The organism is Pseudarthrobacter sp. TAF60_1, from assembly GCF_052113505.1.
Classification (GTDB): domain Bacteria; phylum Actinomycetota; class Actinomycetes; order Actinomycetales; family Micrococcaceae; genus Arthrobacter.
Genome location: NZ_JBFRDI010000020.1, coordinates 19,697 through 34,556, shown reverse-complemented (window position 1 = coordinate 34,556; position 14,860 = coordinate 19,697). Strand labels below are relative to the sequence as shown.

Sequence of the window (14,860 nt, the reverse complement as noted above, 5' to 3'; positions counted from 1 at the left end):
GCACGCGCATGACTGCACCATCGGTACACCTGGGCGACGGCCTCAACGTCAGCCCCCTCGGCTTTGGCGGGATGGCCCTGACACCGGTTTACGGCGGAATTGACCAGGAGGATGCTCTCCAAACCCTGCACCATGCCGTGGATGCCGGTGTCAGCTTCATTGACACCGCGGATATCTATGGCGGGGGCAGCAACGAGGAACTCATCGCGAAGTTATTGAAGGACCGGCGGCAGGAGGTTCAGCTCGCCACCAAGTTCGGCCTCGTGGGCAACCCCACGGACGGCTACACGGACATCCGGGGCAACGCCGCCTATGTTCGGCAGGCCGTCGACGCCAGCCTGAAACGGCTCGGCACGGACGTGATCGACCTCTACTACATGCACCGCCGTGACCTCCGCGTTCCGATAGTGGAAACCGTGGAGGCCATGGCGGGGCTGGTACAGCAGGGCAAGGTCAAACACCTTGGCCTGTCTGAGGTGACCGCGCAGGAACTGGCCGAAGCCTACGCGGTACATCCGATCGCCGCGGTCCAAAGCGAGTGGTCCATCTGGAGCCGCGATGTGGAACGCAACGTAGTTCCGGCCGCGGCCAGCCTGGGCGTGGGCTTTGTGCCGTATTCGCCGCTGGGCCGGGGATTCCTCACCGGCACCGTGGACGCTTCGAGCCTGGGAGCAACTGACTTCCGACGCCGGATCCCCCGTTTCGCGGAGGGCGCCGCCGATGCCAACCAGGCAGTGGTGGCGGCGGTCCAGGCCGTGGCCACGGAGCTGTCCGCAACCCCGGCCCAAGCGGCGCTCGCCTGGCTGCTGGCCCAAGGGAGGCGACTGGGCCTGCCCGTGGTCCCCATCCCCGGCACGCGCAAAACGCACCGGATCGACGAGAACCTCGGCGCCCTGTCCCTCGTCCTGACCCCGGTGCAACTGGATGCGCTGGATCAGGCCGCGGAAGCCGTCGTCGGCTCCCGCTCCGCGGACCCCAAATGGGTGTCCCAGGGCCGCGAATAACCAGCGCCGTGAATAAACTGGGGCCCATGGACACGCTCATTCACGACTTACAGGACATCACCATCCGCCGGATTTCGGTCAGCGAGATGGACAACAACGTGTATCTGCTGACCGCCAAGGAGTCCGGCGCGCAGCTGCTGATCGACGCCGCGGACGATCTCCCCGCCATTCAGGAACTGCTGACGGACGCCGCTGCGGACACCGCCGCAACGCCCAAGCTCGAGCTGATCGCCACCACCCACCAGCACTGGGACCACGTGCGGGCGCTGCCTGAACTGGTGAAAGCGACGGGCGCCCCAACAGCTGCGGGAAATGACGACGCCGAGGCGTTGCCGGTTCCGGTGGACCGGACCCTGGAGCACGGGGATACCTGCGCCGTGGCCGGCTTTGAGCTGACGGCAGTGCACCTGCGCGGCCATACACCGGGGTCCATTGCGTTTGTCTATCAGGATCCGGCCGGTCCCACCCACATCTTCTCCGGGGATTCACTCTTTCCCGGCGGCGTGGGCAACACCCAGAAGGATCCTGAACGGTTCAACCAGCTGCTCAACGACGTCAGCGAGCGATTGTTCGAGGCCTACCCGGAGGACACCATAGTGCACCCGGGCCACGGCAACCCCACCACCCTCGGTTCGGAACGCCCGCACCTTGAAGAGTGGCGCGCCCGCGGCTGGTGAATCAGCGTTAAACCACTCATCGAGTGATCCGTAACTGCCGTTATGAACCTTCTAAACGGCGGTCACGGAGCACTCGATGGTGTCTAAGCAGGGGCCACGACCGCCGGGTTCCCTGACCGTGGATCCGCTCCGGCGAGGGACCCGGCCCGAGCTTGCGAGGGCAGGGAGCCGGTGTGGCCTTGCGAGGTTAGGAAGCGGTTGGGGATTTAGCGGCCGCGGCGTTCGTTCGACGCCGGAGCCGACGCGCGGCGGGGGCCGCTGCGTGCCGGACGGCCTTCACCGGAACGGCCGTTGCCGCCGCCGGCGTACGAGCCACCCGAAGTGCCACCGGTGTTCGAGGACCAGACAGCCTTGTTGCCGCCGGCTGCGCCCGCACCTGCAGAGCGCTGGCCGGAGCCACCTGCTCGGGAGCCTCCGGTCCGGGCGCCTGCTCCGGCGCCCGCACCTGCGGCTGCGCGCTGTCCGGTTGCCGGACGGCCGTTGCGCTGGCCGCCGGACGACGCCGGGCGGCCGGAGGAAGCCGGACGTCCGGTCCCGCCGCGGGGAGCATCGCTGCGAGTGATTCGGGAATCCGTGCGGCCGTCAGCGCTGCGTCCGTCTGAACCGCGGCCGGCCGATGCGCGGCCACCTGCTGCGGGGACGTCGTTGCGGTGCGTTGAACCAGTCGTACCGCGGGCGTTGCGGCGTGCAGCCGCCGCCGCGATGGCGCGGTCCTCGTTCTGCTCAGCCACGCGGTCGAATGCGGCGCGTGCCTCGGTGCGGCCTTCGTAAGCCACGGCGCGGCGCTCTGCGCGGGGAAGGTCGGTGCGGGGAGCCTCAGCTGAGACGCGTCCGCGACCTCCGCGTCCGCCACGGCCACCAGCGGCGGGTGCGGCCTGGCCGCTGCGGCGGGCGCGCTTGCGCTCGGCGTTGGCACCGGTGGAGGTGCCGCCGCCCTGCTGCTTGGCCTTGGTTGCCAGGAGTGCCGCACGGGTGCGGGGATCAATTTTGTCGGCCATTTCGCCCACGAGTTCAGCAACCAGCGGGGAGTTGGCGGTGACGCGCTCGAAGTTGACCTCGACGCCGGCAGCCTTCATCAGCTTCTTGACGTCGGACTGCTGCTCCGGGAGGGTCAGCGTGACAACGGTGCCGTCCGAACCGGCGCGGGCCGTACGGCCTGAGCGGTGCAGGTAGGCCTTGTGCTCTGTGGGCGGATCCACGTGGATCACCAGTTCGACGTCGTCCACGTGGACGCCGCGGGCTGCGACGTCGGTGGCCACCAGGACGCGAACGTCACCGGAGGAGAACTCGGCGAGGTTGCGGTCACGGGCATTCTGCGAGAGGTTGCCGTGCAGGTCGACGGCGGGGATCCCGGCGTCGGTCAGCGTTTTGGCGAGCTTGCGGGCGTGGTGCTTGGTCCGCATGAAAAGTACGCGGCGGCCGGCACCCGAGGCGAGCTCGACGATCAGCTGCTTCTTGACGGTCTGGTCGTTGACCACCAGCACGTGGTGCTCCATGGTGGTCACCGCGGCCTGCGGGTCATCCACGGAATGGGTCAGCGGGTTGGACAGGTAGCGCTGGACGATCTTGTCCACGCCGTTGTCCAGCGTGGCCGAGAACAGCAGGCGCTGGCCCTGGCTGGGGGTCATGTCCATGAGCTTCTTGACCACCGGGAGGAAGCCGAGGTCTGCCATGTGGTCGGCCTCATCCAGGACGGTGATCTCAACGGCTTCGAGGGTCAGGATGCGCTGGCGGATCAGGTCCTCCAGGCGGCCGGGGCAGGCGATGACAATGTCGACGCCGGCGCGCAGGGCCTTTTCCTGGCGGGCCTGGGAGATGCCGCCGTAGATCACGGTGGTGTTCAGGCCCATGGCCTTGGCCATCGGCTCGATAGTGGCGTTGATCTGGGTGGCCAGCTCGCGGGTCGGTGCGAGGACCAGGCCCATGGGGCGGCCGGGCTTGCGGAAGTGCTTGGCTTCCCGCTCAGCGAGTCGTGCTACAAGCGGGATGGCGAAAGCGATGGTCTTACCGGAGCCGGTGCGGCCGCGGCCCAGGACGTCGCGTCCGGCCAGGGTATCCGGGAGGGTCTTGACCTGGATGGGGAACGGCTCAACGATTCCCTGGGCTGTGAGGGTCTCGGCAAGTTCTTTGGGCGTGCCGAGGGCAGCAAAAGTAGTCATAGATTCAAGGTCTTTCAGGCGGTATCCGTGCGGATATCGGCCCCCGATGCCGGTTGGCTCAAGGGTTTCGCCGAAGAAAAGTCAGGTGATCAACCGGGCTGCTGCCCAATTCAGGGCGGCGGCTGGGACCAAATGGAACGCGTTCATCGACGCAGGATGTGCCTCTCACATGAAAAAACCCGCTTCCCAAATAATTGGGACTCCACAAATTCAGGAGCAAGCGGGCATCACTGCACATCAAGTCCCCTAAGCATACCATCCCGCCGCCCGCCGTCCCGATTCTTGCCCCCGTCACCCCCAACTAGGTAGCAGCAGGTGTCGGTTTGAGGCCCCATAACCGCATCTGCTGCTACCTAGTTGGGTTGGGGCCGCGGGACCGGACCGTTGCCTTCGACGCCGGGCCGGGGCAGGCTTGAGGCATGACGCACCAGGGCGAGGGCCACCACCACGGAACGCACGACGGCGACACTCGTCACGGAGATCAGCGGCAGCAAAGTGCGGCTGAAGCCTGGGACGAGAAATACGCCAGCAAGCCCCGGATCTGGAGCGGCAAACCCAACCCCCAGCTGGTCCGCGAAGGCGCCGGGCTGCGTCCGGGCAAAGCACTGGACCTGGGTTGCGGCGAAGGCGCCGACGCCATCTGGCTCGCGCAGCAGGGCTGGACTGTGACCGCCGTCGACGTTTCCGCCGTCGCACTGGAACGCGCAGCCAGGCACGAAAAAGATGCCCTGGACCGCGAAAGTGTGCACGCGGGCCCGGACGCCATCGCCAGCCGCATCCACTGGGAACAGTGCGACCTGGACGAGTGGCAGCCCTCGGAGACCTACGATCTGGTGTCGTCCCAGTTCCTGCATGGCCCCCAGCTGATCTGGCAGGGCCCGCTGCGGACCGCAGCTGCCGCAGTCAAGCCAGGGGGCACGCTGCTGATCGTGGGCCACCACCCCCACCGCCTGCCGCCCTGGGGAAACCACACCGCACCGGACATGTTCTATACACCGGCCCAGCTCGTGCAGGAACTGGGCATCGAATCCCCCGGTTGGCAGGTGGAGATCAGCACCACGCGGGAGCGGCCCGCCACGGGCCCGGATGGGCAGGAAGCCGTCATCGCCGATACCGTGCTCCGTGCCACCCGCCTTACCTGAGGGACACCCGCGGTGCGACGACAACCGCGGCGACGCCCACCACCGACGAAAGGGCGAAGACGCCCACGAACGATTCCGCCGTCGTCGTAAAGGCCGCAAAAACGATGCCTGTGGCGGCGAGGGCCAGCGCGCCGCCCAGCGAATCGGCGATGGACATCGCCGAACTGTTGAAGCCCTCGTTTTCCTTCGTGGACAAGGCCAGTGTCATCACGCTCAGCCGGGGATACAGAAGCCCCATGCCGCCGCCGGCGAAAGTCCACCCCGCGATCGCGACGGCGGCAGGCCAGTGGAGGGCCGCCGTCGCCAGCGTGAGTGCGATGGCTGCCAGCACCAGCGCTGAGCCGATGCGGACCGCAACCCGGTCCGGCAGCCGCGTGCCGAGCCGGCCCTGGATCGCGGCGGCACCGGCCCATGCCACGGCACCTGCCGTGAGGGCCAGGCCGGCGAATGTCGGCGCAAACGCATACTGGTCGATCAACAGGTACGGCAGGTACACCTCCGCGCCGAAAAACGCCGCTGCAGCCAGGCCACGGGTCAGGATGACGCTGGGCAGGCCACGGCGCGCGAGCAGCGTTCCCCGCGGCAGCAGCGGGCGGACCGCAACCAGGGCAATCACGACGGCGGCCGCCGCCAGGAGTGCCGGCGCTGCGGGAACACCCCCGATGGTGACGTCCGCGGAGAGGTTCAGGCCCAGCACGGCGAGCGCGGCGAGCGCAGCCCAGCCGATCCGGCCCACAGCCCACGGCGGAAGGGTCGCCTGCCCCGACTGACGGTCCATGCCGCGGAGCACCGGCACAATCATCACCATCGCAGGCACCACCAGCCCCACCACGCCGAGGAACACACAGTGCCAGCTCAGAACCTCCGCCACGATGCCTGCCGCGACAGGCCCTACCAGCGACGGAATGACCCACGCGGCGGAGAAGGCCGCGAAGATGCCCGGATGCAGAACGGCAGGGTAGACGCGGGCCACCACCACGTAGAGCGCCACGGTTAGGGCCCCGCCGCCAAGCCCCTGTACCAGGCGGCCTGCGACCAGCACAGGCATGGACAAAGCGGTCCCGGCGATGACCAGGCCGAGCACGAACAGGGCCACGGAAGCGTAGAGCGGCAGGGTTGGTCCCCGCCGGTCGGACCAGTTGCCGGCCGTCACCATCCCGATCACTCCGGTGGCCATGGGGCCGGCGAAAGCCAGCGCATAGAGGCTGGCCCCATTCAGCTCGCGGCTGACCACGGGCATGATGGTGGTCACCGCCAGCGATTCGAACGCTGCCAGGAACACCAGGGAACACGCGCCGATGGTCACCCACAGGTACGGCCGCTGCAGGATCCCGGCAGTGGTCCCCGTCGAGGGGAGGGTGGAGTCTCGCACGGCACCAGCCTGATCAGTAGTTGGACGCCACGGTATCAGGCAGGGGCACCTACCGGACGGCCAGCGCCTCCTGGACGCTCCCGGCCACGGCCCGGGCGCCGGCCTGGCCCATGACGATCGTGTAGTGGTTGACGTCGGGCACCTCCCGGACGCGCAGGGTCGGTAGCTTCTCGGCCCACTCCTCGAGGTAGCCGGGCGAGTACAGCGCGGCCGGTTCGTTGAGCAGGCCGCGCGGGGCCCGGAGCACCTGGGTATCAACGGCCAGCTCATCCAGTGCCTTGAGCAGCGACGCGCCCCGGTGCAGCTCGGCAGTGTCCTCGGCCATGGCCTGGTAGCGGGTGGCCGGTTTCAGTTCCGGCTCCTCGCCCGTCAGGTCGTAGTCCACGTACTCCTCCACGAGCGGGCTCCAGTCCGCGCTGAACGCCGGGTGCTGCCGCCAGAAGGACCGGTAGACCTCCCTGGTCGGGAAAGTGGCGTTCAGGCGTTCCGCGGCCGGGCCCAGCACGGCAGCCACCACATCCTCGTCCGAGATCCCGGCCGGAACCTGCAGCGGCAGCCCGCCGTCCACCAGCACCAGGGAACGCACCCGCTCGGGGAACAGGTTCGCCAGGACCAGTGCGGCGAAGGCACCCATGGAATGCCCGACGACGACCACCGGGCCCGTGGTGAGCGCAGCCAGGACGGCCGCAAGGTCGTTGGCGTGCGTGGGCATCCCGTAGGGGCCTGGCAGCGTATTGCTGCGCCCGCGGCCTCTAAGGTCCGGCGCGATGATCCGGACGCCGGGCAGTGCCTCGGCCAGGTACGGCCACGCCTTGTGGGACGACGTTACGCCATGGACGGCCAGGATGGTGGGCGTCTCAGGATCGTCCGGGCCCCACATAGCGGTGTGCAGGGTGCCGCCCCGGACCTCGACGTCGGTGGTCCGGTAGCCGGTGCTGTTGGCTGCTTGCGTCATGGAGCTTTCCCTTCCTGGAGCGGGGTGGAACTGGGGACGGGTGCGAGGGCCCGTTCGATGAACTGCATCATTTCCTCGAAGACTTCCTCCGGCACGTCCGGACGCGCACCGGGGACAGGCTCGGTACCTTCCTCATCCCAGAGCACCCAGCGCATGCCGATCAGTTCACCGATGCCCATCAGGGCCCAGGCCGCCACGGTGGGATCCATGTCCCGGACCTCGCCGCTGAGCTGCGCGGCCTTCAGCCCAGCAATGTAGCCGTCCACAATGCGCGTGTAGTGCAGCCGCAGGGCGCCGGGGGAAACGAACTCGGCCTGGCGGATGATCCGGTACAGGGCCGGGTGCTGCGCCGTGAACCGGAAGAACGCCCGGAAACCTGCGCGTTCGGCCTCGAGCCGGGTGCCGGCGCTGCGGGCGGCATCGGTCATGGCATGCCGGACCCGCCGGTTGAGGTCCTCCACCACCTCGTCAAAGATGGCCTGCTTGCCCTCGAAGTACAGGTAGAAAGTACCGAGTCCGACGCCGGCCTCTTCGGTGATCTTGACGATGGAGGCTTCGTGGTAGCCCACCGAGGCAAACACCGCTTCGGCTGCTTCGAGCAGTTTGGCCTTGGTCCGTGTGCCCCTGGCGGTGCGTGGCTGGGCGCTCATGGCCGGCTCCCTTCCGTGCGGGTGGCCTGGAGCGGTTCCCGGCCGGCGATTTCCTGCCGCAGCCTGGCACGCAGCACCTTGTTCAGTGCCGTCCGGGGCAGGGCCCCGACCATCGAGATCGTGGTGGGGACCTTGAAAGCGGACAGTTGCGCGGCGCAGTGCTCCAGCAGTTCCTGCTCATCGGTGGCCATTCCGGCGCGCACCACCACAAAGGCCACTCCGCTTTCGCCCCAGCGTTCGTCCTGAACACCGACGACGGCGGCCTGCGCCACTGCGGGGTGGGCCAGCAGCACGGCCTCGACCTCTGCCGGGGCGACGTTTTCGCCGCCGGAGATGTAGATGTCCTTGAGCCTGTCCACCACCCTGATGTACCCCTCGGCGTCACGTTCCACCAGGTCACCGGTGTGCAGCCAGCCGCCGGCGAGCACGGCCGCGGTGGCGGCGGGGTCGCGGAAATACCCGGCGAACACCCCGGGCCCGCCCACCAGGAGCTCACCGGTGGCGGCGCCGTCGTAGATTTCACCGGTTACCGGATCGGCAACCGCAACGGCGACGTGCGGGTACGCCTTTCCGGAGTAGCCCACCATGCGTTCGGCGTCCTCGTTGGCCAGGCACAGCACGTTGGGCGAAGCCTCTGTGAGCCCGTAGCCCTGGCTGAGTGCCACTCCCCGGCGGTGCCAGATCCGCAGCAGCGGCGCGGGCATCGGCGCGCCGCCCACCACGGCATGGCGGAGGCTGCTGAGGTCGCTCTGCGCGAAGTCCGGGTGCTCGGCCAGCATCAGGTATTGGGTGGGGACGCCCATCAGCATGGTGACGCGGCGCTCGGCGATCAGTTGCAGGACACGGCCCGGTTCGAAACCCCGTTCCAGGACCACCGTGGCACCGGCCCACCACGCCAGCAGCGGCTGGATGTTCCATCCACCCACATGGAACTGGGGCAGGACGGCCAGCACAACGTCGGTGCTGGCCATGTCCAGGGTCCGGGAGAGCGAAAGGTTGGTCCAGAAACAGTTCGCATGGGTCAGGACCGCGGCCTTGCTGGCCCCCTCGGTACCGGAGGTGAAGATCATGAGGAGGGCGTCGTCGTCGCGCACTGCCCGGGAAGGCGCGGCCGCAGCGAGCGCGCCCGTGGCAAGCTCTTTCGACAAGGCTGCCCGCGACGGTGCGGGGACGGACTTTTCAACGCCGCCGGGGCCGGGCGCCGTGATCCGCGGCGGTTGAGGGACCTGGGAGCACGCCGCGGCGGCCAGGGCGTCGAGGTCGTCTTCGACCAGCAGCAGCTGCGGGTCGGCCAGCTCCAGCTGCGCGGAGAGTTCGCGGGGCGAGAGGCGCCACGAGAGCGGCACCAGCACCAGCCCGGCCTTGGCGCAGGCGAAGAACACCACCACGTGGTCCGAGCTGTTTCCGGTCAGGGTGGCGATCCTGTCGCCCGTGACATAGCCGGCAGTACGCAGTGCTGCTGCGAGGTTGGCGGCCCGCCGTTCCAGCTCCGCATAGCTCAGTGTGAGTCCGCGGTCATCGATGGCAATCCGGTCCGGGGTGGCCAGGCTGCGGTCCGTGGTCCAGCGGCCCAGGGTGTGCAGGCCGTCCGCGTGGCCCTGCGCGGCTGCGCTGGTCACGCGGCCTCTTCCAGGATCTCGCGGGACTTCTGTACGCGGTCGCCACCGCGCCGGCTGCGGCGTTGGGCCAGCCGCTGGGCTGCGCCGGTCAGGCCGCCCGGGAGGAAGAGCACCACCAGGATGAACAGGGTGCCGAGGATAAAGAGCGGTTCGGACAGGGGCACGCGCAGGATGTCGGGCAGCGCGTCGATGGCGTCCGAGTTAGCGAGCGTGGTGAGTCGCTGGTCCAGGATCGTGTAGAAGACTCCGCCGATCACCGCGCCCCAGCGGGAGCCCACACCGCCCAGGACCACCATGACCAGCAGCGTGATGGTGAGGTCCGCGGACACGGCCCGCGGCACGGCACCGCTCTGCAGCAGCAGGAAGACCATCCCGATGATGCAGACCAGGACGGCGGAGACCACAAAGATCAGCAGCTTGACCAGGTACGGCTGCAGGCCAAGCACGCGGACGCGGAGTTCGTTCTCGCGGACGGCCGCCGCCACGTGCCCGGCACGGGAAGACTGGACCCAGGTCACGATGATGAACACGACCACCAGCACCGCCAACGCCAGCCAATAGAGATTACGGGTGTTGACCACTCCCACCAGGAAGTCCGGCAGGTTGTCCGTGCGCAGCGTGAGGCCTTCGTCTCCGCCGGTGATACCTTCCGGGTTGCGGCCCACCACCACGGAGCCGGCCTGCGCGAAGGCCAGGGTGACCATGGCGAACGGGATGCCGCTAACCCGCAGGCTGATGCTGCCCACCACGTGAGCCAGCACAATGACCACCAGCAGGGTCAGGCTCATGGCCGGCAGCAACGGGATGTCCAGGTTCTGCAGGATGATCGCGAGTCCGTAGACGCCGGCACCGAAGTACAGGGCGTGCCCGAAGGAGAGCAGGCCGGCGACGCCCAGCAGCAGGTGGTACGTCAGGGCGGCGGCGGCCATCAGCATGCACATGGCCAGCAGCTGCAGCGTCCCGGGCGTATACGTTGGGCCGGGCAACACGCCGGGCAGGGACAGGTTGAGCAGCGGCAGCAGGACCAGCAGGACAATTCCCGCGATTCCGACGGCGGCGCCCACCATCCTGCCGCGGGTCAGCCCGAGGCGCGAGCCACCGCCGTCGTCCGCGTGGCCGCGGCGCGACCCCGCCTGGTCCGGGGAGTTGCCCTGCTTATCCTGGGTGTCTGTGGCATCGGTTTCGGTGGTCATGAGGTTCTCCCGAGCAGGCCGGAGGGACGGAACAGCAGCACTAGCGCCAGAGCCAGCACCACAACGAAATCGCCGGTGCCGCCGAGGTAGAAGTTGGCGAACTGCTGCAGGACCGCGACGGCGACGGCGGCGATGGCCGCGCCGGTCAGGGATCCGAGTCCGCCGATGACGGTGACGATGAAGGCGAAGATGAGCAGCGAACCGCCCAGCAGCGGCGAGACGTAGCCGAAGTAGTGGGAGGCCAGGACGCCGCCCAGGCCGGCCGCCGCACCACCGATGGTGAAGACGAGGGTGAAGGCTTTGCGAACATCGATGCCGAGTGCGGTTACCATGGACCGGTTCTCGACGCCGGCCCGGATGATCATGCCGTAGCGGGTGTTTTTGAGGAAGAACACCAGGGCGAGCAGCACCAGCACGGCCGCGATGATGCAGATGAACCGGTCATTGGGGATGCGGGCACCCAGGATTTCGGTGGTGTCCTTGAACCAGGCCGGCCCCTGGATGAAGACGGGGTCGGTGCCCCAGATGCCGTCGAAGAGGGCCACCGCTGCGAGCGACAGGCCCACCGTGATCAGGACCTGTTCGATATGCCGCTGATACAGCCGGCGGATCAGGACAAACTCGGTGAACGCGGCAAACACGGCTCCGGCCACGGCACCCACCAGCAGGGACAACAGGAACGTCCACCAGTTGTCGGCGCCGGTCCGCCGGGCGATTTCCCAGCCGGTGAAGGCGCCGAGGGTAAGGAAAGCGCCGTGGGCAAAGTTCAGCACGCCCATCAGTCCGTAGATCAGGGACAGACCGGCGGCCACCAGGAAGTAGAGGGCCCCGAGGCCGAGCCCGGTGAACAGCAGCAGGACAAAGGTACTCACAGGGCCGCACCTTTCTCGTGGGAGTCCGCTGCCTGGGGTGCCGTCTCGGCGGAGACCCCCAGCAGCCGTTGCGTCAGCCCGTCGTCGTCCAGGAACTCGAGCGCGTTCCCGGTGTGGACCACCTTTCCGCCGGAGAGGACCACGGCGCCTTCCGCGAGCTGGCGGACCACCTGCAAATTCTGTTCCACCAGGAGGATGGGGACGGTCTTGGCGGCTTCGGCGAGCGTTTCGGCCACTTCGGCAACGATCTTGGGCGCGAGGCCCTTAGTGGGCTCGTCGACAAGGAGGATCTTGTTGGTGTTCAGCAGGGCGCGTGCCAGCGAGACCATCTGCTGCTGGCCGCCCGAGAGGGTGCCTGCCATCTGGCCGGAGCGGGCCAACAGGTCGGGAAAGAGTTCCTCGACGAGCTGCCGCCGGGGCGCGGCGTCGCGTTCGGCCAGTCTGAGGTTCTCGGCGACAGTGAGCTTGGAGAACACTTCGCGGTCTTCCGGGACATAACCCACGCCGCTGCGGATGATCTTGTACGTTGGCTCACTTTCGACCCGGACACCGTCGAGTTCCACCATGCCGCTGCGGTCAATCAGGCCGATGATGGCCTTGATGGTGCTGGTCTTGCCCACGCCGTTGCGGCCCAGCAGGGCCGTGATGCCGGTTGCCGGAACAGTGAAGGACACGTCCTCCACCACCTGCTGGCCGGCGATGTGGGCGTTAAGTCCCTCGATCCTGAGGATAGGGGCGGGTCCCTTGGGGGTGGGGCCCTTTGGCGTGGGGCTGGGTGCCGTTCCGGTGGTCATACGGGTTCTCCAAGGTAGGCACTTTGAACGGTGGGATCGGCCATCACGGCGTCGGGGCTGTCCAGGGCCAAGAGGCTGCCGTGGTGCATCACGGCCACCCGGTCCACAAGGCCCAGGACCACATCCATGTGGTGCTCCACCATCATCACGGTGCAGCCGCGGTCACGGTGCATGCCCCGGATGATCGCGGTGAGGGACGGGACGTCCCCCGACGCGACGCCCGCCATCGGCTCGTCCAGGAGGACGACGGCGGGATCGGTCGCCAGGAGCACGGCGATTTCCACCTTGCGTTTCTCGCCGTGCGAAAGGTCCCCCGCCGCCGTCGTCAGCTGTCCCGTAAGCCCCACTTCACTGATGGTGCCGCGGGCAATCCGGGTGGCTTCGTCGGACGCGGACGGGAAGCGCAGGAGGTTGAAGCTGCCGCCGATCTTGGCCTGCGCGGCGAGGCGGACGTTCTCCAGGACACTCAGCCGGGGGAACAGGTTGGAGGTCTGGAAGGTCCGCCCCAGCCCTGCCTTCGCCCTGCGGTGGATGGGCGCTGCCGTGATCTCCCTGCCGTTCAGGCTGACGCTGCCTTCGGTAGGCCGCATCACCCCGGAAATCAGGTTGAACAAGGTGGTCTTGCCGGCACCGTTGGGGCCGATCACGCCGATCATTTCGCCGGCGCCGACGGCGAAGCTCACATCCTGGAGGATGCGGGCGCCGCCGATCTGCAGACCGAGGCCGTCCACCGCGAGGGCAGGCAGGACTGGGGTATCCATGTTCGGATCCTTCGTGTTTTTCGCCTGATAGGCGAGCGTTCGGAAACTCGAGCTAAAAATGCGAGCGTTCTGAGCTGCGGGGGTTCCGGGCTGCGGGGGTTCCGGGCTGCCGGGGTTCCGGGCTGCCGGGGTTCGGGGCTGCCGTACCCGGGCGGGGCTGCCGCACCCGGGCGGGTAGGCGGCGCTACCGCTTTTCCGGGGGAGCCACCTCGTCTGCGGGAATCACGGCGACGACCTCGGGGGTCCAGGCGCCGTTCTTCTGCACCAGCTTGGCCTGGTACATGTTCTGTTCGAGAACGTGGTCCGTCGCCCGGACTGTCTCCTTGCCCTTGGGCCCGTCGAAAGTGAAGCCTTCCAGCGCCCCGACCATGAGTTCGGCGGATTCCCCGCCGCCCTGCTTGATGGCCTGGACAATCATCTGACCGGCAACGAAGCCGTCAGGAGTGAAGAGGTCTGCCTTGTGACCGGCCTTTTCGACGGCGGCGATCATCTTCTTCTCCACCTCGGTGCCGGAAGCGCCGGGGAAGTAATGGCTGAGGAAGCTGATCTTGGGGGTCGCCTCGCCGTACGCGCCGAACGTTGAGGCGTCCCCGAGGCCGGTAACCACGGTGGCGACGTCGAAGGCGCCCTGCTGGCTCAGGGTCTGCCACATGGTTCCTGAGGTCGCCCCTGCCCACGCCACAAAGATCATGTCCGGCTTGGCGTCGATGAGCTGGCGGGCGAAGGGGGTCAGTTCCTGTCCTTCGGGAACCAGGACGGCCTCAACAGTGGCGCCCTTGGCGCCGAGGACGGCCTTGACCGCGGCGACGTTGCCCTGCCCGAAGGCGTTGTCCTGTGCGAAAACTACGACCTTCTTGGCATTGGGATCGAGGAAGGACCCGGCAGTTGCCACGTCCTGGAGGCTCTGGCGGCCGGAGCGGAAGGTGTACTTGTTGATGCCCTGGATGGCATCGGTGGCGGCGGGCCCGGAAATGTAGAGGACGTTGTTTTGGGCGGCCTGTTCGGCCAGCTTCAACGCGATTCCGGAGACCACCGTGCCGCCGATGATCTTGTAGCCCTTGCCGATCAGGTCCTTGGCCGCCGTGACTGCCTTGTCCGGGTCGCCGCCGTCGTCCGCGTACGTCAGGTTGATCTTGGCGCCGTTGACTTCACCGGTGCCGCCGGTGGCGTAGTCGATACCCGCCTGCAGGCCTTGGTAGTAGGTCTCACCGTAGGCGGCGAGCGGACCGGTCTTGGAGTAGATAATGCCTACGTCTACCGGCTTGGCCTCGGCGTTGCCGGAGCCGGCCGGGGCAGTTGTACCCGGCGTGGGCGCACAGGCGCTAAGGGCCAGCCCCGCCGCCATAACGGCGGCCAGCAGGAACTTCTTTGTGTCCTTCACGGGATGCCTTTCGTTGAATACCGCAGAATCGGGACGAAATGCGGAGAAACCTGAGTGAACCTGAAAGGTGATTCACGTTACGGCAAATCTAGGGCGCGGCTCATTGCCTGTCAATGGATTTCCGGCCCGGCTTTCTAACGTTCCGGCAACGGACCAAGCACCCAAAGCCCTCTATACGGGGACGCTCTCTCAGTTAATGTCGTCTTTTGCCGGACGCTCTCTCACTTGCTTCAAGAAAGTGAGAGAGCATTGACGGAAAACCTGCATTAAGTGAGAGAGCG

The 14,860-nt window shown here is 67.6% G+C and carries 13 protein-coding genes; 3 read left to right on the top strand and 10 right to left on the bottom strand.

The genetic code is table 11. The features are described from left to right. The first annotated feature begins 8 nt into the window (after window positions 1-8). Window positions 9-1,004, top strand: a complete 996-nt coding sequence (locus AB4Y73_RS18975; protein WP_441873966.1) for an aldo/keto reductase — start codon at window positions 9-11, stop codon at window positions 1,002-1,004. A 26-nt stretch (window positions 1,005-1,030) separates the two neighbouring features. Next, on the top strand, window positions 1,031-1,681 hold the full coding sequence (locus AB4Y73_RS18970) for an MBL fold metallo-hydrolase (protein ID WP_441873964.1): 651 nt from the start codon (window positions 1,031-1,033) through the stop codon (window positions 1,679-1,681). A gap of 206 nt (window positions 1,682-1,887) precedes the next feature. Here the strand turns inward: AB4Y73_RS18970 and AB4Y73_RS18965 are convergent, their stop codons facing one another. After that, the gene (locus AB4Y73_RS18965; protein ID WP_441873962.1) at window positions 1,888-3,840 is read right to left on the bottom strand and encodes a DEAD/DEAH box helicase; all 1,953 of its coding nucleotides are present in this window, start codon (window positions 3,838-3,840) and stop codon (window positions 1,888-1,890) included. Window positions 3,841-4,259: 419 nt separating this feature from the next. Here AB4Y73_RS18965 and AB4Y73_RS18960 point away from each other — a divergent pair, with 419 nt between their 5' ends. Next, complete coding sequence (locus tag AB4Y73_RS18960) at window positions 4,260-4,982, top strand: class I SAM-dependent methyltransferase (RefSeq protein WP_441873960.1); 723 nt, start codon at window positions 4,260-4,262, stop codon at window positions 4,980-4,982. Here the strand turns inward: AB4Y73_RS18960 and AB4Y73_RS18955 are convergent. The 9 genes from AB4Y73_RS18955 to AB4Y73_RS18915 form a co-directional block, all read right to left on the bottom strand. Then, a complete protein-coding gene (locus tag AB4Y73_RS18955) occupies window positions 4,975-6,354 on the bottom strand; it encodes an MFS transporter (protein ID WP_441873958.1) in 1,380 nt (459 codons plus the stop codon). The genes AB4Y73_RS18960 and AB4Y73_RS18955 overlap by 8 nt on opposite strands. 49 nt (window positions 6,355-6,403) lie before the next feature. Further along, complete coding sequence (locus AB4Y73_RS18950) at window positions 6,404-7,309, bottom strand: alpha/beta hydrolase (RefSeq protein ID WP_441873956.1); 906 nt, start codon at window positions 7,307-7,309, stop codon at window positions 6,404-6,406. Then, the gene (locus tag AB4Y73_RS18945) at window positions 7,306-7,959 is read right to left on the bottom strand and encodes a TetR/AcrR family transcriptional regulator (protein WP_441873954.1); all 654 of its coding nucleotides are present in this window, start codon (window positions 7,957-7,959) and stop codon (window positions 7,306-7,308) included. Before AB4Y73_RS18945 ends, AB4Y73_RS18950 begins: the two co-directional genes overlap by 4 nt. Continuing rightward, entirely contained in the window at window positions 7,956-9,578 is a 1,623-nt protein-coding gene (locus AB4Y73_RS18940) for a class I adenylate-forming enzyme family protein (protein WP_441873952.1), read from the bottom strand. The genes AB4Y73_RS18945 and AB4Y73_RS18940 overlap by 4 nt, the downstream gene beginning before the upstream one ends. Continuing rightward, window positions 9,575-10,645: a branched-chain amino acid ABC transporter permease gene (locus AB4Y73_RS18935; RefSeq protein ID WP_441874077.1), complete on the bottom strand. Its 1,071-nt coding sequence runs from the start codon at window positions 10,643-10,645 to the stop codon at window positions 9,575-9,577. Before AB4Y73_RS18935 ends, AB4Y73_RS18940 begins: the two co-directional genes overlap by 4 nt. Window positions 10,646-10,767: 122 nt before the next feature. After that, complete coding sequence (locus AB4Y73_RS18930) at window positions 10,768-11,643, bottom strand: branched-chain amino acid ABC transporter permease (protein WP_441873950.1); 876 nt, start codon at window positions 11,641-11,643, stop codon at window positions 10,768-10,770. After that, entirely contained in the window at window positions 11,640-12,437 is a 798-nt protein-coding gene (locus tag AB4Y73_RS18925; RefSeq protein ID WP_441873948.1) for an ABC transporter ATP-binding protein, read from the bottom strand. The genes AB4Y73_RS18930 and AB4Y73_RS18925 overlap by 4 nt, the downstream gene beginning before the upstream one ends. After that, the gene (locus tag AB4Y73_RS18920; RefSeq protein WP_441873946.1) at window positions 12,434-13,198 is read right to left on the bottom strand and encodes an ABC transporter ATP-binding protein; all 765 of its coding nucleotides are present in this window, start codon (window positions 13,196-13,198) and stop codon (window positions 12,434-12,436) included. Before AB4Y73_RS18920 ends, AB4Y73_RS18925 begins: the two co-directional genes overlap by 4 nt. A 184-nt stretch (window positions 13,199-13,382) precedes the next feature. Continuing rightward, a complete protein-coding gene (locus AB4Y73_RS18915) occupies window positions 13,383-14,579 on the bottom strand; it encodes a substrate-binding domain-containing protein (RefSeq protein ID WP_441873944.1) in 1,197 nt (398 codons plus the stop codon). Window positions 14,580-14,860: the final 281 nt, after the last annotated feature.